The 20,666-nt window shown below is 68.2% G+C and carries 20 protein-coding genes; 9 read left to right on the forward strand and 11 right to left on the reverse strand.

The window, feature by feature from the left end:
• Positions 1–64 precede the first annotated feature (64 nt).
• The gene (locus tag AC4LGL_RS21640; protein WP_491840561.1) at positions 65–556 is read left to right on the forward strand and encodes an STM3941 family protein; all 492 of its coding nucleotides are present in this window, start codon (positions 65–67) and stop codon (positions 554–556) included.
• Here the strand turns inward: AC4LGL_RS21640 and AC4LGL_RS21645 are convergent.
• Positions 553–1,458, reverse strand: a complete 906-nt coding sequence (locus AC4LGL_RS21645; protein WP_491840562.1) for a TIGR01777 family oxidoreductase — start codon at positions 1,456–1,458, stop codon at positions 553–555. The genes AC4LGL_RS21640 and AC4LGL_RS21645 overlap by 4 nt on opposite strands.
• A gap of 25 nt (positions 1,459–1,483) precedes the next feature.
• Positions 1,484–3,268: a 2-oxoglutarate dehydrogenase, E2 component, dihydrolipoamide succinyltransferase gene (gene sucB / locus AC4LGL_RS21650; protein ID WP_491840563.1), complete on the reverse strand. Its 1,785-nt coding sequence runs from the start codon at positions 3,266–3,268 to the stop codon at positions 1,484–1,486.
• A gap of 213 nt (positions 3,269–3,481) precedes the next feature.
• Between sucB and AC4LGL_RS21655 the strand changes: the two genes are divergently transcribed.
• Positions 3,482–3,835 (forward strand): oxidoreductase, encoded by a 354-nt coding sequence (locus AC4LGL_RS21655; RefSeq protein WP_491840564.1) that lies wholly within the window; start codon positions 3,482–3,484, stop codon positions 3,833–3,835.
• A 67-nt stretch (positions 3,836–3,902) separates the two neighbouring features.
• A complete protein-coding gene (locus tag AC4LGL_RS21660) occupies positions 3,903–5,639 on the forward strand; it encodes an SDR family oxidoreductase (protein ID WP_491840565.1) in 1,737 nt (578 codons plus the stop codon).
• Positions 5,640–5,643: 4 nt separating this feature from the next.
• Here AC4LGL_RS21660 and AC4LGL_RS21665 read toward each other — a convergent pair whose 3' ends face one another.
• Genes AC4LGL_RS21665 through AC4LGL_RS21675 form a run of 3 tightly spaced genes read right to left on the reverse strand, consistent with a single transcriptional unit; the run spans position 5,644 to position 9,198 of the window.
• The gene (locus tag AC4LGL_RS21665) at positions 5,644–6,561 is read right to left on the reverse strand and encodes a lytic transglycosylase domain-containing protein (RefSeq protein WP_491840566.1); all 918 of its coding nucleotides are present in this window, start codon (positions 6,559–6,561) and stop codon (positions 5,644–5,646) included.
• 25 nt (positions 6,562–6,586) lie between these two features.
• Positions 6,587–8,110 carry a leucyl aminopeptidase gene (locus AC4LGL_RS21670; RefSeq protein ID WP_491840567.1) on the reverse strand — a complete coding sequence of 508 codons (1,524 nt, stop codon included), beginning with the start codon at positions 8,108–8,110 and terminating at the stop codon, positions 6,587–6,589.
• Entirely contained in the window at positions 8,107–9,198 is a 1,092-nt protein-coding gene (locus tag AC4LGL_RS21675) for an adenylate/guanylate cyclase domain-containing protein (RefSeq protein ID WP_491840568.1), read from the reverse strand. Before AC4LGL_RS21675 ends, AC4LGL_RS21670 begins: the two co-directional genes overlap by 4 nt.
• Before the next feature lie 54 nt (positions 9,199–9,252).
• Here AC4LGL_RS21675 and gcvT point away from each other — a divergent pair, with 54 nt between their 5' ends.
• Both gcvT and AC4LGL_RS21685 read left to right on the forward strand, forming a co-directional pair.
• Positions 9,253–10,350, forward strand: coding sequence for a glycine cleavage system aminomethyltransferase GcvT (gene gcvT / locus AC4LGL_RS21680; RefSeq protein ID WP_491840569.1), 1,098 nt, complete (start codon positions 9,253–9,255; stop codon positions 10,348–10,350).
• A 22-nt stretch (positions 10,351–10,372) separates the two neighbouring features.
• The gene (locus AC4LGL_RS21685) at positions 10,373–11,479 is read left to right on the forward strand and encodes a branched-chain amino acid aminotransferase (RefSeq protein ID WP_491840570.1); all 1,107 of its coding nucleotides are present in this window, start codon (positions 10,373–10,375) and stop codon (positions 11,477–11,479) included.
• Here the strand turns inward: AC4LGL_RS21685 and AC4LGL_RS21690 are convergent.
• From AC4LGL_RS21690 to AC4LGL_RS21705, 4 genes are read right to left on the reverse strand one after another with little or no spacing between them, the layout of a single operon-like run.
• The gene (locus AC4LGL_RS21690) at positions 11,476–12,201 is read right to left on the reverse strand and encodes an adenosylcobinamide-GDP ribazoletransferase (RefSeq protein ID WP_491840571.1); all 726 of its coding nucleotides are present in this window, start codon (positions 12,199–12,201) and stop codon (positions 11,476–11,478) included. The genes AC4LGL_RS21685 and AC4LGL_RS21690 overlap by 4 nt on opposite strands.
• Positions 12,198–13,268, reverse strand: coding sequence for a nicotinate-nucleotide--dimethylbenzimidazole phosphoribosyltransferase (cobT, locus tag AC4LGL_RS21695; protein WP_491840572.1), 1,071 nt, complete (start codon positions 13,266–13,268; stop codon positions 12,198–12,200). The genes AC4LGL_RS21690 and cobT overlap by 4 nt, the downstream gene beginning before the upstream one ends.
• Positions 13,265–13,807 carry a bifunctional adenosylcobinamide kinase/adenosylcobinamide-phosphate guanylyltransferase gene (locus AC4LGL_RS21700; RefSeq protein WP_491840573.1) on the reverse strand — a complete coding sequence of 181 codons (543 nt, stop codon included), beginning with the start codon at positions 13,805–13,807 and terminating at the stop codon, positions 13,265–13,267. Before AC4LGL_RS21700 ends, cobT begins: the two co-directional genes overlap by 4 nt.
• Before the next feature lie 23 nt (positions 13,808–13,830).
• On the reverse strand, positions 13,831–14,526 hold the full coding sequence (locus AC4LGL_RS21705) for a DUF3043 domain-containing protein (protein WP_491840574.1): 696 nt from the start codon (positions 14,524–14,526) through the stop codon (positions 13,831–13,833).
• A gap of 154 nt (positions 14,527–14,680) precedes the next feature.
• Between AC4LGL_RS21705 and AC4LGL_RS21710 the strand changes: the two genes are divergently transcribed.
• Positions 14,681–15,037 (forward strand): HesB/IscA family protein, encoded by a 357-nt coding sequence (locus AC4LGL_RS21710; protein WP_055115090.1) that lies wholly within the window; start codon positions 14,681–14,683, stop codon positions 15,035–15,037.
• A 20-nt stretch (positions 15,038–15,057) separates the two neighbouring features.
• Here the strand turns inward: AC4LGL_RS21710 and AC4LGL_RS21715 are convergent, their stop codons facing one another.
• A complete protein-coding gene (locus tag AC4LGL_RS21715; protein ID WP_491840575.1) occupies positions 15,058–15,684 on the reverse strand; it encodes an Rv0361 family membrane protein in 627 nt (208 codons plus the stop codon).
• Between the two features lie 173 nt (positions 15,685–15,857).
• Between AC4LGL_RS21715 and AC4LGL_RS21720 the strand changes: the two genes are divergently transcribed.
• Positions 15,858–16,835: a carbohydrate kinase family protein gene (locus AC4LGL_RS21720; RefSeq protein ID WP_491840576.1), complete on the forward strand. Its 978-nt coding sequence runs from the start codon at positions 15,858–15,860 to the stop codon at positions 16,833–16,835.
• A gap of 35 nt (positions 16,836–16,870) precedes the next feature.
• Here the strand turns inward: AC4LGL_RS21720 and asnB are convergent, their stop codons facing one another.
• Entirely contained in the window at positions 16,871–18,838 is a 1,968-nt protein-coding gene (gene asnB, locus AC4LGL_RS21725) for an asparagine synthase (glutamine-hydrolyzing) (RefSeq protein ID WP_491840577.1), read from the reverse strand.
• Between the two features lie 190 nt (positions 18,839–19,028).
• On the opposite strand from asnB, the gene ctaC reads away from it, so the two are divergent.
• Together ctaC and AC4LGL_RS21735 are read left to right on the forward strand one after the other, a co-directional pair.
• A complete protein-coding gene (ctaC, locus tag AC4LGL_RS21730) occupies positions 19,029–20,066 on the forward strand; it encodes an aa3-type cytochrome oxidase subunit II (protein ID WP_491840578.1) in 1,038 nt (345 codons plus the stop codon).
• Positions 20,067–20,078: 12 nt separating this feature from the next.
• Positions 20,079–20,498 carry a cytochrome c oxidase subunit 4 gene (locus AC4LGL_RS21735; RefSeq protein ID WP_491840579.1) on the forward strand — a complete coding sequence of 140 codons (420 nt, stop codon included), beginning with the start codon at positions 20,079–20,081 and terminating at the stop codon, positions 20,496–20,498.
• The last annotated feature ends 168 nt before the right edge of the window (positions 20,499–20,666 follow it).

Genomic DNA, 20,666 nt, shown 5'->3' on the forward strand with positions numbered 1-20,666 from the left:
TCCACGCTACTCGCGCGCAAAATTGCTGACCGGCGCAGGGGTTTGCGCCCGATATCGTCGGACGGTGCCGACCTTTTCCGCTCGCTTCTCGCCGTGGCGACTGGTGCTGCTGCTGTTGTTCACGCCGCTTTTCGCCGCGATATCGGCCTCGATGACCTTGAACGCTGAGCTCTCGCTGCTGTACCGGGCACTCGGTGGGGCCAGTTGCCTGATTTCCCTGAGCCTGGTGGTCATCGCGGTGATCGGGCTGTTGGACCGCAGCGAGCAGGTCCGGGTGGCGCCCGACGGCATCTACTACAAGCGGTGGTCGGAGACGGTCATCCCGTGGGACGAGATCGTCGATGTGACGGTGTTCAAGGACCGCTATCAGAACTTCATCATGCTGCGCCTGGCGGACCCGCAACGGTTTCCGTCGACGACGCTGGTGGGTCGATTGGGCCGGGCCAATCGGCGGCTGGCCGGCGGTGACGTCGCAATATCGCTGACCTATATGGACCGTTCGTTCGACGATGCCATGACGGTGATCGAGGACTACCGGGCTACGTCAGCTCGCTAGTCCTTGGGCGCGGTGGCGTACGCCAGCGCCTCGCCGACGGTGTTGTGGTGGAAGCTGAATCCGGCCCGTTCCAGGGCAGCGGGGATCGCGCGCTGGCCGATGAGCAGTCCTTCGTCGGCGATCTCACCGAGCAGCGTGCGCAGCGCGAATCCCGGAACCATCACCGGGGTGGGACGGTTGAGCGCCCGGCCCAGTGCCGCGGTGAACTCGGCGTTGGTCACCGGGGCCGGCCCGGTGAGATTGACGGGGCCGGACAGGCTTTCGGTCGCCATCGCGAACAGCACCGCGCGGATCTCGTCCTCCAGGCTGATCCACGGGATGTACTGCCTGCCGTTGCCCAGCCTGGCGCCCAGGCCGAGAGAGAACAGCGGCTTGAGCCGGTTCACCATGCCGCCCGACGGGGACATGACCAGCCCGGTGCGCAGCAGCACCACTCGCGTCCCGGCGGCGACGGCCGGCGCGGTCGCCGCTTCCCAGTCCGCGCACAGCCCGGCAAGGAAACCGCGCCCTTCGGGCGCGGACTCGTCGGTCACCCGGTCCCGGGTGTCGCCGTAGTAGCCGACCGCGCTCGCATTGATCAGCACCGGCACCCCGGCATCGGCGACCGCCCCGGCCAGCACCTCGGTGGGGCCGATCCGGCTGTCGCGCAGGCTCTGTTTGAAGGCGCCCGACCACCGTTTGTCGCCGACGCCGACGCCGCAGAGGTTCACCACCGCGTCCACGCCCTGAAGCGCCCCGGCGTCGAACTCGCCGGTGTCGGGGTTCCAGAACAGCTCGTCGCCGTTCGATGGTGCCCTGCGTACGATCCGGAGCACCCGGCGATCGGCAGCGCGCAGCGCTGTTACCAGCGCCGAACCGATCAGACCGGATGATCCCGCTATCGCGATGACGGCGTCCGCCACAGTGGGGAGCCCCTCCTAACGGCGTTTACAGCCCGAGGTCGGCCTCGAAAGCACCTTCTTCGAGCCTGCGCTTGATGGTGGTCACGAACCGGCCGGCGTCTGCGCCGTCGATCAGCCGGTGGTCGTAGGTCAGCGGCAGGTAGCACACCGAGCGCACACCGATCGACTCATTGCCGTACTCATCGGAGATCACCCGCGGTCGCTTGACGATCGCCCCGGTGCCCAGCATCGCCGCCTGCGGCGGCACCAGGATCGGGGTGTCGAACAGCGCGCCCTGGCTGCCGATGTTGGTGATGGTGAACGTGCCGCCGGACAACTCGTCGGGCTTGAGGTTGCCCGACCGGGCCCGGGCCGCGATATCGGAGATGGCGCGCGCCAACCCGCCCAGCGACAGGTCGCCGGCGTTGTGGATCACCGGGGAGAGCAGACCCTGGTCGGTATCGACCGCGAAGCCGAGGTGCTCGGCGTCGTAGTAGGTGATCTCCTTGGTGTCCTCGTTGTAGCTGGCGTTGATGTTCGGGTGGATCTTCAACGCATCGATGACGGCGCGGGCGATGAACGGCAGGTAGGTGAGGTTGACACCCTCGCGCTCGGCGAAATCTGCCTTCGCCCGGGCGCGCAACGCCACGATCTTGGTCATGTCGACCTCGTGGGTCTGGGTCAACTGCGCAGTCGCCTGCAACGATTCCCGCGTCTTCTTCGCGGTGATCTGGCGAATCCGGTTGGCCTTCTGCGTCGTTCCGCGCAGGTGCGCCAGCGCCGGGGACGGGGCCGCCGAGGAGGCGGCAGGTGCGGCCGCGGCAGGGGCCGCCGGTGCGGCCGGAGCCGGGGGAGCCTTTTTGGCCTCGGCCGCGGCGAGCACATCCTGCTTGCGGACGCGGCCACCGACACCGGTGCCCTTCACCGATGCGAGGTCGACACCGTTCTCAGCGGCCAACTTTCGCACCAACGGGGTGACGTACGGCGAGCCGTCTCCGGCTGCTGCCGGGGCCGCGGGCGTCGGAGCCGCGGGAGTCGGTGCGGGGGCGGGGGCAGCCGGGGCCGGAGCAGCGGGGGCCGGCTCGGCCTTGGGTTCCGGCGTGGGCTCGGGCTTGGGTTCCGGCTTGGGCTCGGGAGCAGGTGCCGGAGCGGGGGCCGCCGGGGCCGGAGCAGCGGCCGGCGCCGCGGAGGCGTCACCGATCTTCGCCAGCTCGCCGCCGACGGCGACGGTGTCGTCCTCTTCGGCGGTGATCTCCAGCAGGGTGCCGGCCACCGGCGACGGGATCTCGGTGTCGACCTTGTCTGTGGACACCTCGACGAGTGGCTCGTCGAGGCCGACCGAGTCGCCGACCTTCTTGAGCCAGCGGGTGACGGTGCCCTCGGTGACCGACTCACCCAACTCGGGCATCACGACGGTGGTGGCCGACCCGGAGGCGGCGGGAGCCGGGGCGGACGGCGCCGGCTGTGCCGGGGCCGCGGGCTCCGGGGCAGCAGTCTCGGCCGGCGCGGCCGCGGGCGCGGTGGCCTCGGGCTGCGGCTCGGGTTCGGGTTTGACTTCCGGCTCCGAGGCCGGTGCTGCGGACGCTTGTTCGCCGGCGTCGCCGATGACGGCGAGCTCGCCACCGATCTCGACGGTGTCGTCCTCTTGGGCGACGATCTTCGTCAGCACACCCGCGGCGGGCGACGGGATCTCGGTGTCGACCTTGTCCGTGGACACCTCCAGCAGAGGCTCGTCGAGTTCGACGGTGTCGCCCTCTTGTTTCAGCCAGCGGGTGACGGTCCCCTCGGTGACGCTCTCACCTAGCGCGGGCATCTGGACGGAGATGGCCATGTATTGACTCCTCGGACGGTCACTTGTGACGACTCGAACTCTGGCTTACCACAGCTAGGTGCACTGGGTACGGCACCTAGGTGGATTGTCGGAACCATCCTGTCACTGCAGCAACATTCGCACTCACTCAGGGTTGCCGATCCTCTGGCACTATCGAGTGAGGGTTTGCAGGGCGGTTCGTCGAACTTCCCCAGAGCTGAGGAGATCCGTCCGTTGGGCCTGTTCGATACGTTTCGCCGAAACCGGTCGGCGCGCGGATCCGGCAGCGACCAGGCCGGAGACCTGCAGTATCTGCAACGTTGGGTGGCCGAGCATGTCGGGGTCGAGGCATTCGTCGAACCCCGCACCACCGTCACGGAGGTGACCGTGGTGCTCGTTGCTGCGGACGGGGAATGGACGCGGCGCCGCACGGGTGGCGAGGCGGGCGCGTGCAGGCTCAGCGAGCGTTTGCAGATCCCCGTGTACGACGTGCAGAAGGTGGGATATCCGCAACGGATGCGGGACTACGACGCGCGTCGACGCATCGAACGGCAGCGCGCCGTGTACCGCGAACTCGACGACCGTTAGAGTCAAGGCAACCGGTACCTCCGGTATTGGATACTGTTCGTCACAGGTACCTCGTGGAGGGTGGACTATGCAGCGCTTCGTCGACAGCTCGGACGGAACCCGTATCGCGGTTTACGAACAAGGGGACCGGCAGCGCCCCACGCTGGTGATGGCCCATGGCTGGCCGGACTCCCACGTGCTGTGGAACGGTGTCACGGGCGAACTCGGGGACCGCTTCCACATCGTGCGGTACGACAACCGCGGCGCCGGGGCCTCGGATGTTCCCAAGGCCGTCGCCGCCTATCGCATGGATCGCTTCGCCGATGACCTGTCCGCGGTGATCGACGCCGTGAGTCCCGGCCGCCCTGTGCACGTGCTGGCCCACGACTGGGGGTCGGTCGGCGTATGGGAGTACCTGAGCCGGCCCGAGGCCTCCGAGCGGATGGCGTCCTTCACGTCGGTGTCGGGACCCAGCACCGACCACTACGGATCCTTCGTGCGCGGCCGCCTGGCCCGCCCGTACCGGCTCATCCGGTTCGCCAAGGCGGTGAACCTGGCCTCGCGGTTCAGCTACTGGATCCCGTTCTCGGTCCCCGTCGTCGCGCCGGCCCTGATGCGGCGCGGTGCCGCGCGTCGACTGCAGGCCATCGACACCGCCGGCCCCAAGTTCCAGTCCGAGACGCTCGACACCGATGCTGCCAACGGGCTGAAGATCTACCGCGCCAACGCGATTCGCTCGTTCACGACGCTGCGGAGCGACCACTATGTGACGGTGCCCGTGCAGTTGATCTGCAACGACCACGATCCCGTGGTGCGCGGGCACGGCTATGACGAGTCGTCCAAGTGGGTGCCGCTGTTGTGGCGCCGCGACCTGAAAGCTGGCCACTGGGCGCCGTTCTCACACTGGCGGGCCATCGCCAACGCGACAGCCGAACTGATCGATCACATCGAGGGTGCCCCGGCCTCCCGGGCACTGCGGCGTGCCCAGGTCGGCCGCTCGCGTGACCCCTTCAGCGACACACTGGTTTCGGTGACCGGTGCAGGCAGCGGCATCGGCCGTGCCACCGCTCTGGCCTTCGCCGCGCAGGGCGCTGAACTGGTGGTCAGCGATATCGACGAGGCTTCGGCCAAGGCCACCGCCAACGAGGTCGCCGCGCGCGGTGGAGTAGCGCACGCCTATGGGCTCGACGTGTCCGACGCCGAGGCGGTGGAAAGTTTCGTCGAACAGGTCTGCAGCGCACACGGGGTGCCCGACGTGGTGGTCAACAACGCCGGAATCGGCCACGGCGGCAAGTTCCTCGACACCCCGGCCGAGCAGTTCGACCGGGTGCTCGATGTGAACCTCGGGGGAGTCGTCAACTGCTGCAGGTCATTCGCCCGCCGCCTCGTCGACCGCGGTACCGGCGGCCACATCGTCAACGTGGCCTCGATGGCCGCCTATTCGCCGTCGGCTTCGATGAACGCCTACTCGACCAGTAAGGCCGCAGTGTTCATGTTCTCCGACTGCCTGCGCGCCGAATTGGAGGCGGCGGGAGTCGGTTTGACCACGATCTGCCCGGGCATGATCGACACCAACATCATCGACACCACCCGCTTCGACGTCCCTGCCGAAAAGCAGGATCAGGTGGAGCAGTTGCGCGCGGCGACGAAGAAGGCCTTCGCCGCGCGGCGCTACGGGCCGGACAAGGTGGCCAAGGCCATCGTCGCCGCGGTCCGCAAGGACAAGGCGATCCGTCCCGTCACCCCGGAGGCCTATGCCGCCTACGGCGTGGCACGGCTGGTGCCCTCGGCGCTGCGCCGGGTGGCGCGGTCGGGCTCCCTGTAGACCGCTACTGCGGGTGGGCCGTCAGGTACTCGCCGACGGGTATCCGCGACTCCGCGGCGTACCCGATGGGCAGTAGTACGTCACCCGCGGTGGATACGTAGTACACATCCCAGCGGTAGAACGCGCCGAACGCCGCGGGATCGGCGGCCATCGCGGCGGCATAGTCGGTGACCGCTCGCACGTACTCGTCGGCGTTGTTGTACCGGAACAGGGCGTTGTCGGGGTCGTGCGCAAAACCGTTGGCGGCCAGGTAATTTCCGGCGGCCATGATGCTGTCCCGGGGTGAGTGGATGTCGCCGCCCAGGCCGTACGCGGCAAATGTGGATGGCATGAACTGCATCGGCCCCTGCGCGCCGGCCGAGCTGTCGCCGGTGACGCTGCCGAAGTGCGTCTCGATCAGGTTGATCGCCGCAAGGTAATTCCAGCTCACACCGGAGGCCGCCTCGGCCTCGCGGTACGCGTCCAGGAGCACCTGAGGCGGAGCCGGCGGGTTGATCCGCCACGCGGGCAGGCTGTCCCTGGGCTCGGCCAGCGTGGCGAGTTGCCGCCGCGCATCGACATTGTGGTCGTAGAACGCGACCAGTTCCGCGGGGATGCGGGGCCGGATGATCGCGTCCCATTCGGGGTGGCGGCCGATGGCCCGGTAGGCGACCTGCTGACGCCGGGCCGCCTGTATCAGCGCCGTCTCCGGTGTCGACGGATCGCGCAGGGCGCGCTCGTCGGCGACCAGATCCTGCGCCAGCCGACCCGGGTCCGCCGCCAGGAGCGGCTGCGCACCGGCGGGGGAGGTCTGCGTGGTGACAGGCGGCCGCGGTGTCGTGGTCTGGGTGCCCGGGCTCGGGGTTTCCGACGTTCCGGAACAGCCGGAAAGCACTGAGCCCAACGCGAACAAGATGGCGAGACTGCGAGCGATTCTCGGCATCTTGTTCACGTCGGCTCTGGCCCGATCAGCCGTTGTCGGCGATATCCTCCAGGACCGCGAACATCGTGCGCGTCGGCACTCCGGTGCCGCCCTTGGGCGTGTAACCCCAAGGCCCTCCGGTGTTGTAAGCCGGGGCGGCGACGTCGATGTGCGACCACTGGACCCCGTCGGCGACGAACTCGCGCAGATAGGTGCCCGCCACCAGCATCCCGGCGTAGCGGGACCCGCTGACGTTGGCCAGGTCCGCCACCGTCGACTTCAGGTCGTCCTTCAGTTCCTCGGGTAACGGCATGGCCCAGCCGTTCTCGCCGACGGACTGAGACAGCGTCGCCACCCGGTCACGGAACTCGTCGCTACCCATCACGCCCGGCGTGCGGGAACCCAGGGCCACGGTCTGCGCGCCGGTCAGGGTAGATGTCTCGATCAGATAATCCGGCTCGTCCTCGCACGCCCGCACGATCGCGTCGGCCAGGATCAGACGACCTTCGGCGTCGGTGTTGAGCACCTCGACGGTGATCCCGCCGTACTGGGTCAGCACATCGCCCGGGCGCTGCGCGGTCGACGACGGCATGTTCTCGGCCATCGGCACGGTCGCGATCACCTCGATCGGAAGGTTCTGCCTGGCGGCCAGCACCACTGTCGCGATGACCGCGGCGGCACCACCCATGTCCGAGGTCATGTGATGCATGTTGGCGGCCGGCTTGATCGAGATGCCGCCGGTGTCGAACGTGATGCCCTTCCCGACGAGCGCGACCCGCTTGGCCTTCTTGCCCTTGGCGCCCCGGTGGATCAACCGCACCAGGCGCGGCGGGCGCGATGACCCCTTGCCGACACCCACGATGCCGCCGTATCCGGCCTTCGCCAGAGCTTTGTCGTCGAGCACCTCGACCTCAAGCCCGGCGTCCTCACCCAAAGCCTTTGCGCGCTTGGCGAATTCGTCCGGAAAAAGGTGGCTGGGCGGGGTGTTGACGAAATCCCGGGCCGTCGCGACTGCCGAAGCGATGTCCACCGCGCGCTGCGCTTCCGCCTTGGTAGCGGCCTTGGTATCGGCGGCCAGGGCGACGATCTCGGTGAGGCCGGCGTCTTTGGGCGCGGTCTTGGCGCTGCGGAAGTCGTTGAAGCGGTAGGAGCCCAGGATCAGGCCCTCGACGGCGGCTTCCAGATCGATGTCGGACAGCGTGGTGACGACCGTCTCGGTCCCGTTCAACGACCGCGCGGCCGTGCCTGCGGCCCGGCGGATCGCATCGGCGGACCACTCGTCGCGCGGCTTGCCCAGGCCGACGGCCAGCACACTGGCAGCCGCGACGCCACTCACCACCACCCTGGTGACCTGGTCGGTGCCCCCCTTCGCGCCGAGCGCGGCGAGCGCGACGTCGATCTCACCGACCGCCTCGGCGTCGAGGAATGGGTTGCCGACGACGGTCGCGGTCGCGTCGTCATCCGGCCCGCTGACCACGGGAACGATCAGTACAGCGTCGCTCTTGCGTTTGGGCAGCGAGGCGCTGACGGTGACGTTGGGAACCTGGTAACCGGGATTTGCGGGGCTCACCCCGCCCACCCTAGACGCAGCGGATAGGCGGCGACCGGCTTGGCGAAGCCCTTCAGCGTCAGAGAGCGAGGCGGCGCGAACGCCTGTCCGTCGAGGAGTTCGCGCAGCGGCTCGGACACCAGGACCTGGCTGGGCTCGGCGGCCGCGACGAGGCGAGCCGCCCGATTCACCGGATTGCCGAAGTAGTCGCCGCCGATGGCCAGCATTTCTCCGAAATCGAGTCCGGCGCGCACCTGTAGATGGGTCTCGGCGGCTCGGGGGTGGGTCACCAGGTTTACGGCGACCTGGAGTAGCTCGGCGGGTTCGGAGCCGACCCACATGATGGCGTCCCCGAGGAACTTGACGACGCGGCAGCCGGCGGCGTGCACAACTTCGGTGCTGGTGGCACTGAACTCGTTGAGCAGTGCTGACAGCTCGGCGGACGTCAACATCTGGGTGAGCGTGGTGAACCCGGACAGGTCGGCAAAACCGATGCCGCACAACACATTCGAAGAGTCGTCGTGAACGACGTGCTCGAAATAGCTGCGCGCACTCATCACATGGTGGCGGTGCACGGCATCGATCATCGAGCCGATCCGGGGGATGAACCCGGCGGCCGTCCGGTAGGCCTTGGCGGTGATGAGCTCATCGTGGGACACGTTGAGCTGGACGTCGGGCGTGCTGGCTCGGCTCATCGCCGACAGCGCTTCGGCCAGGCGAGCCATACCCGAACCGATCACGCGCAGCAGGCCGGTGGCCTCGACGTCGCCGACCAGCAACCGCAACTCCGCCCAGGTGCGCAAGGTCTCCAGATCGGCCCTGCTCAGCGTCTTCACCTCGCAGCCGGCCACGGTCAGGCCCAGCGCGGCCCAGGCCCGCTGCACATCTTCCAGCGGGACGTCGAGCTCGGCGGCCACATCGGCCAGACAGAATTCCGGCGGACCCGACCACTGCAGGACATCCCCGGCCAGCCCGAACAGCCGACCCCGGGACTCGGCCTCGATCATCTGCTCGGCGGTGAAACCCAGCCCGTCGAGGTACTCGATGAGCGGGGCACGGTCCCGCGCATCGGTAATCCCGGCGGCGGCCAGTGCATCGAAATCGACCACCCGACCAGTGTGCAATCCGTCGGCCCGATCCGGCAGGCAGTTTAGGGTGAACTCGTGAGTGACGACCTGCTGCACGGACCGTTGGAAGACCGCCACCGCGAACTGGGGGCCAGTTTCGCCGAGTTCGGCGGATGGCTGATGCCGGTGTCCTACGCCGGGACCGTCTCCGAGCACAACGCCACGCGTGAATCCGTCGGCCTGTTCGACGTCAGCCACCTCGGCAAGGCACTGGTCAAAGGACCGGGTGCGGCGGCCTACGTGAACTCTGCCCTGACCAACGACCTGAACCGCATCGGAGCGGGCAAGGCGCAGTACACCCTGTGCTGCACCGAGTCGGGCGGCGTGATTGACGACCTGATCGCCTACTACGTCTCCGACGACGAGATCTTCCTCGTGCCCAACGCCGCGAACACCGCGGCTCTCGTCGCCGAACTGCGCAAGAACGCCCCCGACGGGCTGACCATCACCGACGAACACCGCTCCTACGCCGTACTGGCCGTGCAGGGGCCGAAGTCCGCCGAGGTGCTCGGCGCGCTCGGGCTGCCTACCGACATGGACTACATGGGCTACGCCGATGCCGAATACGACGGCGTGTTCGTCCGGGTGTGCCGCACCGGCTACACCGGCGAGCAGGGCTACGAACTGCTGCCGGCCTGGGACCGCGCCGGCGTGGTATTCGACGCCCTCGTCACGGCTGTGCGCGCGGCCGGCGGCGAGCCCGCGGGCCTGGGCGCCCGCGACACCCTGCGCACCGAGATGGGCTACCCGCTGCACGGACACGAGCTGTCGCTGGACATCTCGCCGCTGCAGGCCCGCTGCGGCTGGGCGATCGGATGGAAGAAGGACGCGTTCTGGGGGCGCGACGCGCTGCTCGCCGAGAAGGAAGCCGGACCGGCCCGGGTGCTGCGCGGCCTCAAAGCCGTCGGCCGCGGAGTGCTGCGCGCCGATCTCGCGGTGCTCGACGGGGACACCCGGATCGGGACCACGACCTCGGGAACGTTCTCGCCGTCACTGAAAGTCGGTATCGCGCTGGCGCTCATCGACACCGCCAACGACATCGCCGACGGGCAGCGGGTGAACGTCGACGTGCGTGGCCGCGCCGTCGAATGCGAAGTGGTCAAGCCACCGTTCGTGGCCCCGAAAACACGTTAGCCTCGGGCGATACAATCGCTGCATGACTAGCGGCCATCTCGAGTTCTCGGTTTCAGCCAACGCGAATCCGGCGACCGATGCGGTACGCGACTCGATCCTGGCCAACCCCGGCTTCGGCAAGTACCACACCGACCACATGGTGGCCATCGACTACACCGCCGGACAGGGCTGGCACGACCCGCGGGTGGTCCCGTACGGGCCGATCGAGCTCGATCCCTCGGCCATCGTGCTGCACTACGCACAGGAAGTGTTCGAAGGGCTCAAGGCCTACCGCTGGGCGGACGGCTCGATCGTGTCCTTCCGGCCGGAATCCAACGCCGCGCGGCTGCAGACCTCGTCGCGGCGGCTGGCCATCCCGGAACTTCCCGAGGACGTGTTCATCGAATCGCTGCGTCAACTCATCGCGGTCGACGAGGCGTGGGTGCCCGCGGCCGGCGGTGAGGAGTCGCTGTACCTGCGGCCGTTCGTGATCGCCACCGAACCGGGCCTGGGCGTGCGACCGGCCAACGAGTACCGCTACCTGGTGATCGGCTCGCCGGCCGGGGCGTACTTCAAGGGCGGCATCAAACCGGTCAGCGTGTGGCTGTCGCACGAGTACGTGCGCGCGTCACCCGGCGGCACCGGTGCGGCCAAGTTCGGCGGCAACTACGCGGCCTCGCTGCTCGCGCAGGCGCAGGCCGCCGACAACGGGTGCGACCAGGTGGTGTGGCTGGACGCGATCGAGCGCCGCTACGTCGAAGAGATGGGCGGGATGAACCTGTTCTTCGTCTTCGGCAGTGGTGGTTCGGCCAGGCTCGTCACCCCGGAGCTGTCCGGCTCATTGTTGCCGGGCATCACGCGAGACTCGTTGCTGCAGTTGGCAACCGACGCCGGATTCGCGGTCGAGGAACGCAAGATCGATGTCGACGAGTGGCAGAAGAAGGCCGCCGCCGGTGAGATCACCGAGGTGTTCGCCTGCGGTACGGCGGCGGTGATCACCCCGGTGTCCCACGTCAAGCACGCCGACGGTGAGTTCACCATCGCCGACGGGCAACCGGGCGAGATCACCATGGCCCTGCGCGACACCCTGACCGGGATCCAGCGCGGCACCTTCGCCGATACACACGGCTGGATGGCCCGGCTGAACTAGCCGATCGCCAGCCCGAGCGCGGTCAGCGTCGTCGTCACCTCGACGGCGGCGCCCAGCACGTCGCCGGTGATGCCGCCGAACCGTCGCACGCAGTGGGCGACCAACAGCGCCGAACAGCCCACGGCCACCAGCACCACGGCCGGGCCCTGCCACATCCGCGGACCTGCCCATGCGGCCAGGACGGCAACGGCGCCCACCCAGGCCGCCACGACGGCCACCGGCTGGGTGCCCGCCACCGCACCACCCAGTGAGCTTCCCGCTGCGGCGGGCACCGACCGCCGGCAGGCGACGACCGCCGCGACGCGTCCGGTGGTGACGGCGACGACGACGGCCACCGCGCTGAGTTGAGTGAATGCCATTGCCTGACAACCGATCACCACGATCACCGCGGCGACACCGAACGGCCCCGCCGAGCCGTCACGCATGACCGCCAGTGCCCGCTCCGGCGGGCCGTAACAGCCAAGACCGTCGACGGTGTCGCAGAAACCGTCGATGTGCAGTCCGCGGGTGGCCAGCAGCAGCACTGCCACCGCCAGGAGGCCGGGCAGGGCAGCACCGGTGCCGAAGGCCCACTGGCCACCGGCGACCACCGCGGCCGCGAGTGCCCCGAGCATCAGGCCGGCCACGGGCAGCGCGGTGAGCGCGCCCCGACCGATACCGGCCGAAGTTCGCACCGGCAGGACCGTGCCGAACGCGAACGCCCCGCCGAGCGCGGAAATCACGGTGTCTCTTCGGAGATTCCGGCTACTGCGGCCTCCTCGAAGGTGGCCATCGAGGCCAGGGTGGCGATCGCGGCCCGCACGATCGGCAGCGCCACCGCGGCGCCGGTACCTTCGCCCAGGCGCATGCCGAGGTCGACGATCGGCTCCAGTCCCAGCTGTGACAGCGCCAGGGTGTGGGCCGGTTCGGTCGACCGATGGCCGGCCTGCCACCACGCCTGCGCACCCGGTGCCAGCTTCTCGGCCACCAGGGCCGCGGCCGTCACCACCATGCCGTCCAACAGCACCGGGGTGCGCCGCACCGCGGCCTGGGCCAGGAACCCGGCCATCGCGGCCAGGTCGGCACCGCCGCACACCCGCAACAGACCCACCGGATCGCTGGTCACCGACCGGGCCCGGTACAGCGCGTCGCGTACCGCGCCGGTCTTGCGCATCCAGCCTTGGTCGTCGATGCCGGTGCCGCGGCCCACCGCCACGACAGGTTCGGTTCCCGTCAGTGCCGCCACCAGAGTTGTTGCTGCCGTGGTGTTTCCGATTCCCATATCGCCGGCGATCAGCAGATCGGCCCCGGCGTCGATCTCTTCGTCGGCGATCTGGCGCCCTGCCGAGATCGCCGCGACCGCTTCCTCTTCGCCGAGGGCGTCCTCGACCGCGATGTTGCCCGAGCTTCGGCGGATCTTGTGGGCGCCGATCGCGGGGGACAGGGGCTCGTCACAGTCGACGGCGATGTCGGCGACGCGCACCGTGGCGCCGGCCACCTCGGCCAGCACGTTGATCGCGGCACCGCCCGCGTCGAAGTTGGCCACCATCTGGCCGGTCACCGCGGACGGAAAAGCCGAAACGCCTGCGGCGGTGACCCCGTGGTCGGCCGCGAAGACCACCACGCGTGCCCGGTTGAGCGCCCGCGGCGGGCACACACCCTGACACGAGGCCGCCCAGACCGCGAGGTCTTCCAGCCGACCGAGGGAGCCGGGCGGTTTGGTGAGCCGGGCCTGGCGGGCCCGCGCCGCCGCGGCCGCCTCGGCATCTGGTGCAGAGACCGGGGCGAAGGCCTCGTCCAATTCCGTCATGACGGCTCCTTCACCGTGAGCGGTTGGCCGGCCACCACGAGCACCACGCGGTCGCACACCCTGGCCAGACGCTGGTTGACCGTGCCCAGTTCATCGGCGAACCGGCGTCCCGCCTCGGTGGCAGGCACCACCGTGAGCCCGACCTCGGGGCTGACCAGGACCAGGGGAGCGGTGAACGCGTCCACCGCCTGCACGAGGACATCGACTTCGCTGTCGACGGGTGCTCCGGTCCAGGCGCCGAGGCGGTCCATCGTCGCGGTCAGCCAGCCGCCGATGTCGTCGACAAGCGTTGCGGTGCCCGGACTCTCGCCGGCGCCGGAGTTCAGCGCCCCGGACAGATCACAGGTCTCCACGGTGTGCCAGTGCGCGGGCCGACGCACCTGGTGTGCGCTCACGCGGTCGGCCCAGGCCGGATCGCCGTCGCCGCCGGGCCCGGTGGCCAGGTAGCGCACGGGCGCCTCCCCGGCAGCGCGGGCGATCGCGGTCTCGGCCCACTGCGATTTACCCGAGCGGATACCGCCGAGCACCAGGGTGCGCACTCCTCAGGCCGCCTGGAATGGCATCAAGAGATCTTGTCGCCGCGTTCGACCGCCGGCCGCGGCGCGCGCATGCGGCGCAGCTGCGACGCCCGGCTGGCTGCGTAAAGTCCGAGCTTCCAACCGCTTTCGGTGTTGTCGGGGAACTTCTCGTCCACCATGTGATTCACCTTGCGGCCCACGATGAACCCGTCGATCAGCATGATGACGACCAGGATCAGCATCGCGTACGACAGGATCTGCTGGAACTTCAGCGACGGCAGCGCAAGCATGAAGAAGATCATCGCCAGGGCGGCGGGCATGAACAGGCCCAGCACATTGCGGCGGGAGTCGACGATGTTGCGGACATAGCGGCGAACCGGGCCCTTGTCGCGGGGCAGCAGGTAGGACTCCTCGCCGGCCATCATCTTCTCGCGGCGGTCGGACATGTCGGCCCGGCGGGTGAGCCGCTCGATCTTGCGTTCTTCCTTGGACAGCTTGGGTCCGCGCAGCTCCTTGCGGCGCTGCCGTGCCTCGGCGGAGGTCTGCGGTGCCGGTGCGACCGGGCCACGACGCTTGGCGGCCTCGTTGCGTTTTGGTGTCGGCCTGCCCTTGGGGGCGGTGCCTGAGGTCGCACCGCCGGCCGTAGATTCGGCGGCGGTCGATCCGGCCGACCCGTCGACGACCTGGTCGGTCCCGGCGGATTCGCCTTCGTTGTCCTTCTTGCGGCCCAGCAGCTTCACGACTGCCAGGTTACTGCCCGCCGCAGGTGGCCCGGCCACATGCCCCGGCCTGTGGATAAGTCGGGAATAGCGCCGGAACAAGGTACCGTTGAGGTAGTAGACGCGTGGTACGTCCTCGCGTTTCCTTGATGCCCAGGGATGTTTAGGGAGAGCTATGACTGTTCAGGACGCCACCTCCACCGAAACCCACGGTGTGACCCTGTCCGACGCTGCGGCGACGAAGGCGAAGGCGCTGCTGGACCAGGAAGGCCGCGACGACCTCGCGCTGCGTATCGCGGTTCAGCCGGGCGGCTGCGCCGGACTGCGCTACAACCTGTTCTTCGACGACCGCACCCTCGACGGTGACCTCAATGCCGAGTTCGGCGGCGTGAAGCTGGTCGTCGACCGGATGAGCGCGCCGTACGTTCAGGGCGCCACCATCGACTTCGTCGACTCCATCGAGAAGCAGGGCTTCACGATCGACAACCCGAACGCCACCGGCTCCTGCGCCTGCGGCGACTCCTTCAACTGACGTGAGCTGACGCCCAGCGGTCAGTACTGACCGCTGGTGCGCAGTACATACGAGCACACCAGAACGTGCTCGTTCTTCCCGTCTTTCTGCACCAGTAGCTGTGCCACGCCCTGCTGTTCCTGGGCGGTGGAGCTTTGGCCTCGTATCGACCCGCTGGCCGGTGCGACCTGCATGGTGAACAGCACCTGAGCCTGCGTGGTGGACCACGGCACGTTCGCGTCGATGCCCGTCACCTCGACGTGGCTGAATTGCTTCTGAAATGCGTCACTGGCCAGTCCGGCCACTGCGAGGTCCGCCTTGCGGTCCTTGACCCCGTCGTACAGCCCGCACAGCGTGTGCCGCGCAATGGTTTCGTCATCCCCGTCGAGCAGCGCGTCGAGGTACTCCTGGATCGCGGCCTGCGCCCGCGCATCGGAGACCACCACCGGTGCCGCGGTCCCGGGCCGGCCCGCGACCAGCACGGCCGTCAGCACCCCTCCCAACGCCGCCACCACCAGCAGCGCCGCCAGAATCTTGGGCCAGCGCCGCCGCGTGGGGTAGGCCACCGGCGGCGGGAGCGTCCCGGGGTATGCCGACGGTTCGGTCGGCACCGGCTCGGGATAGGGCTGGGGCGGAATGTGCTCGGGGTACTGGTAAGAACCAGTCATCAAATGACGCTCCCCGCGTGATCTGGAGGTGGGTCAGCCGTCTACGGTGACCGGGAATACGGTTATACGCAGGTTAGCGCAACCCGCGAGGTGCGACTCTGCGCGCAGATCGCCGGAAGGCCCACGCGGGTACTGTTATGTAGCCGACTTAACGAAATGAGGGGTGACACTACGTGACCATCGCAGTTACCGGATCCATCGCGACCGACCACCTGATGCGGTTCCCGGGCAAATTCTCCGAGCAACTGCTGGCCGACCACCTGCAGAAGGTGTCGCTGAGCTTCCTGGTCGACGATCTGGTGATCCACCGTGGGGGAGTCGCGGGCAACATGGCCTTCGCGATCGGTGCCCTCGGCGGCGATGTCGCGCTGGTGGGTGCCGCCGGACAGGATTTCGCCGAGTACCGGACCTGGCTGGAAGGCGCCAACGTCGACTGCGGCAACGTGTTGATCTCCGACAGCGCCTACACCGCCCGCTTCGTCTGCACCACCGACGAGGACATGGCCCAGATCGCCTCGTTCTACCCCGGTGCGATGTCGGAGGCGCGCAACATCTCCCTGGCCGATCTGGTGAACCGCGTCGGCAAGCCCGAGCTGGTGATCGTCGGTGCCAACGACCCCGAGGCGATGTTCCTGCACACCGAGGAGTGCCGCAAGCTCGGCCTGGCCTTCGCCGCCGACCCCTCCCAGCAGCTGGCCCGGCTCTCCGGTGACGAGATCCGCAAGCTCATCAACGGCGCCACCTACCTGTTCACCAACGATTACGAGTGGGACCTGCTGCTTCAGAAATCGGGCTGGAGCGAGGCGCAGGTGATGAGCCAGATCGGCATGCGCGTCACCACCCTCGGTGCCAAGGGCGTCGATCTGGTCAGCTCCGACGGCACGTTCGTGCACGTCGGCGTCGTGCCGGAGAAGCATCAGGCCGACCCCACCGGTATCGGCGACGCCTTCCGGGCCGGCTTCCTGACCGGGCGCAGCGCCGGATTGGGTCTGGAGCGCTCCGCGCAGCTGGCCTCCCTGGTCGCGGTGCTCGTGCTCGAGGCGACCGGCCCCCAGGAGTGGACCTGGGATGCGGCCGAGGCCGTGCAGCGCCTCACCGACGCCTACGGTGCCGAGGCCGGTGCCGAGATCGGCAAGGCGCTCGGCAACTAGCCTGCCGGCTCTGGGCCCGCTGGGCCCAGAGCCGCCTAGAGCTGTACCGGGTAGTGCGGTTCGGAGATCTGCGGGGTCACGCTGTGCTCGACGAAGATGGCGTGCCACAGCATGAAGATCAGCACGGTCCACAGCCGGCGGCTGTGATCACTGACGCCGCTGCGGTGCTCGTCGAGCATGGTGCGCACGGCGGCGAGGTCGACATACTGCCCCGCTCCCGACGAGGCCGTCATCGCGTAGGCCCAGTCCATCAGCTCTCCGGCGCGAAGCCAGTGCCGGATCGGGACCGGGAAGCCCAGCTTGGGCCGATTGAGCACATGGGCCGGAATGATTGGCTCCAGTGCCCGGCGCAGCGCGTACTTGGTGGTCGAGCGGGTGATCTTCTGATCGACGGGCAGCCGGGACGCCACCGCGAACACCTCGGGGTCCAGGAACGGCACCCGCAGCTCCAGTGAGTTGGCCATGGTGATCTTGTCCGCCTTGACCAGGATGTCGCCGCGCAGCCAGGTGAACAGATCGATGTGCTGCATGCGGGCCACCGGATCCCAACCCCGCGACTCGGCGTAGATCGGGGCAGTGACGTCGGTGTGCGTCCACTCCGGCCGGAAACCCGGAAGCACCGCCCGCAGCTGCTCATCGGAGAAGCTGCGGGCATTGCCGTAATAGCGCTCCTCGAGCGTCAGCGAACCGCGGTGCAGCAGGCTCTTGCCGCGCATGCCCTCGGGCAGTGGCTTGGACGCCTTGCCCAGCGACTTGCGCACCGGACGCGGCAGATAGTCGAAAGGCCGCAGCGACAACGGTTCCCGGTAGATCGTGTAGCCACCGAACAACTCGTCGGCGCCCTCGCCGGACAGCACCACCTTCACGTGCTTGCGGGCCTCGCGGGCAATGAAGAACAACGGCACCAGAGCCGGGTCGGCCACCGGCTCGTCCAGGTACCAGACGATCTCGGGCAGCGCCTCGACGAACTCAGCCTGGCTGACCACCTTGGTGACATGCCGGGCGCCGATGGCCTCGGCGGACGCGACGGCCACGTCCACCTCGGAGAAGCCCTCCCGCTCGAATCCGGTCGTGAAGGTGATCAACCGGGGGTTGTGTCGCATCGCCAGCGCCGCGGTGGCCGTCGAATCGATGCCGCCGGACAGGAACGCGCCGACGGTCACGTCGGCGCGCATGTGCTTGGCGACCGAATCCTCCAGGGCGGCGGTGATCTCGTCGTAGCGGGACTGCTCGGCGCCCTTGACGAAAGGCACCGCGTTGAACTTCGGGAAGAAGTAGCGCGTCACCTCGGGACGACCGCCGGGCTTCAGGCGCGCGTAGCTGCCCGACTCCAGCCGGCGGATGCCGCGGTGCAGCGTCTCGGGTTCGGGTACGTACTGCAGCACGGTGTAGTGCTGCACCGCCCGCTCGTCGATGGTCAGGTCCAGCCCGAGAATGTCGGCCAGGCCCAGCAGGCACTTCTTCTCGCTGCCCACCGCGGTGCCCCCGGGCCCGGTGGCCATGAACAGCGGTTTGATGCCGAACGGATCCCTGGCGCAGAACAATTCACGCTCGACGGTGTCCCAGACCGCGAACGCGAACATGCCGCGCAGTCGATTCAGCGCGTCTGCGCCCCAGTGGTGGTACGCGGCCACGATGGCCTCGCCGTCGCCGTCGGTGTGAAATACGGCACCGAACTCGGTGCGCAACTGCTCACGCAGCTCCAGGTAGTTGTAGATCTCACCGTTGAAGACGAGTGCGTAGCGGTCCGGCGCGTCGGCGGGTCCCCAGCGCAACGGCTGGTGACTGTGCGCGATGTCGATGATCGACAGCCGGTTGAAACCGAGCACCACAGTGGCGTCGCCGCTGGTGTCGGCCCACGTGCCGGGCTCGTCGGGGCCGCGGTGACGCATCAGGTGGGAGGCGCCCGCCACCGCGTCGACCAGCCGCGATCCGGCGTCGGGGGAGGCGTCACCCTGGGTGGATTGGGCTGGGTCAGTTACCAAGGCGAGCAGTCCACACACCGCGTCAGTATGCCTAATCCGGCGGCTTCCCGAGACCACCACCCGCGCGGTCGCGCCGGTCCCTCCGCTCGCGTTGCGATCCCATTCCCGAGTCGCTTCGCTCCCGTGGACCGGCGTGGTCTACGCTGCGTAGTATTCGCAAAACAACGACCGGTCGCGGTCGCGAAATACCGATCTAGGAGGCGCCAACGTGACACCTCGCGGGCTTAAGAAGGTGGCCCGAGCGGCGTTGTTGACCATTGTCCTGGGTGGCTCAGCGCTCTTGCTGAGCGGCTGCAGCTGGCAGGACGCACTCGCGCTCGGTTGGCCGACCGGAATCACTCCGGAGGGCAAACTCAACCGAGAGCTGTGGATCGGCTCCGTGATTGCGTCCTTCGTTGTGGGCGCCATCGTGTGGGCTCTGATCTTCTGGTCGAGCGCGTTCCACCGGAAGAAGAAGGGCGACACCGAGCTGCCGCGCCAGTTCGGCTACAACATGCCGCTGGAGCTGGTGCTGACGGTCATCCCGTTCCTCATCATCTCGGTGCTCTTCTACTTCACCGTGGTGGTCCAGGAGCGCATGCTGCACAAGGACCCGAACCCCGAGGTCGTCATCGACGTGACCGCCTTCCAGTGGAACTGGAAGTTCGGTTACCAGAAGATCGACTACGCCGACGGCACGTTCGATTACGACGGTGTCGACCCCGAGCGCAAGGCCGCGATGACGTCCAAGCCCGAGGGCAAGGATGCGCACGGCCAGGAGAAGGTCGGCGCGGTGCACGGTCTCAACCCTGAGGACCGCACCTACCTGAACTTCGACAAGATCGAGACCCTGGGTACCTCCACCGAGATTCCGGTGCTGGTCCTCCCGGTGGGCAAGCGCATCGAGTTCCAGCTCAACTCCGCGGACGTGATCCACGGTTTCTGGGTGCCGGAATTCCTCTTCAAGCGCGACGTGATGCCCGACCCGGTGGCCAACCACTCGGACCACATCTTCCAGGTCAGCAAGATCGAGCAGACCGGCGCGTTCGTCGGGCGTTGCACCGAGATGTGCGGCACCTACCACTCGATGATGAACTTCGAGGTCCGGGTCGTCGAACCCAATGACTTCAAGGCCTACATCGACCAGCGCAACGCGGGCAAGACCAATGCCGAGGCGTTGACGGCGATCAACCAGCCGCCGCTGGCCACCACCACGCACCCGTTCGATACCCGACGCGGTGAGCAGGCACCGCAGGCGAGCAAGTAGGGGCTACACGCAATGCATATTGAAGCTCGACTGTTCGAGATCCTCACGGCGTTCTTCGCCTTGTCGGCGGTGGTCTACGGCGTGTTGACGGCGATGTTCGCCACCGGTGGCGTGGAGTGGGCCGGTACCACCGCGCTCGCCCTCACCACCGGCCTGACCTTGATCACCGGCACCTTCTTCCGCTTCGTGGCGCGGCGTCTCGACACCCGCCCCGAGGACTACGAAGATGCCGAGATCAGTGACGGCGCAGGGGAACTCGGCTTCTACTCGCCGCACAGCTGGTGGCCGATCCTGATCGCGCTGTCCTTCTCGGTCGCCGCGGTCGGTACCGCCCTGTGGCTGCCCTGGTTGATGGTCGCCGGCATCTGCTTCGTGCTGATGGCGGTCAGTGGCCTGGTCTTCGAGTACTACTGGGGTCCTGAGAAGCACTGACCCCGTCCGGACGTGCCGATTGTGGCCTGCTCAGGTCACAATCGGGCCGTCACTTCATCCGCCACCGGCAGCGCCGGACTCGCCGGCTTCACCTCGTTGGGTAATGTTGCCGGGGCACTGTCACCAGCGAACGGTTTCGTTCGTTCCGCGTGGCAGTGAAGTTGTCGA

This window comes from Mycolicibacterium arcueilense (assembly GCF_058536225.1).

Excerpts from the sequence above, each read along its gene's own strand:
- sucB (WP_491840563.1), bottom strand. The coding sequence starts at position 3,268 with ATGGCCATCTCCGTCCAGATGCCCGCGCTAGGTGAGAGCGTCACCGAG.
- AC4LGL_RS21660 (WP_491840565.1), top strand. The coding sequence starts at position 3,903 with ATGCAGCGCTTCGTCGACAGCTCGGACGGAACCCGTATCGCGGTTTAC.
- AC4LGL_RS21665 (WP_491840566.1), bottom strand. The coding sequence starts at position 6,561 with ATGCCGAGAATCGCTCGCAGTCTCGCCATCTTGTTCGCGTTGGGCTCA.
- AC4LGL_RS21685 (WP_491840570.1), top strand. The coding sequence starts at position 10,373 with ATGACTAGCGGCCATCTCGAGTTCTCGGTTTCAGCCAACGCGAATCCG.
- cobT (WP_491840572.1), bottom strand. The coding sequence starts at position 13,268 with ATGACGGAATTGGACGAGGCCTTCGCCCCGGTCTCTGCACCAGATGCC.
- AC4LGL_RS21710 (WP_055115090.1), top strand. The coding sequence starts at position 14,681 with ATGACTGTTCAGGACGCCACCTCCACCGAAACCCACGGTGTGACCCTG.
- AC4LGL_RS21715 (WP_491840575.1), bottom strand. The coding sequence starts at position 15,684 with ATGACTGGTTCTTACCAGTACCCCGAGCACATTCCGCCCCAGCCCTAT.
- AC4LGL_RS21735 (WP_491840579.1), top strand. The coding sequence starts at position 20,079 with ATGCATATTGAAGCTCGACTGTTCGAGATCCTCACGGCGTTCTTCGCC.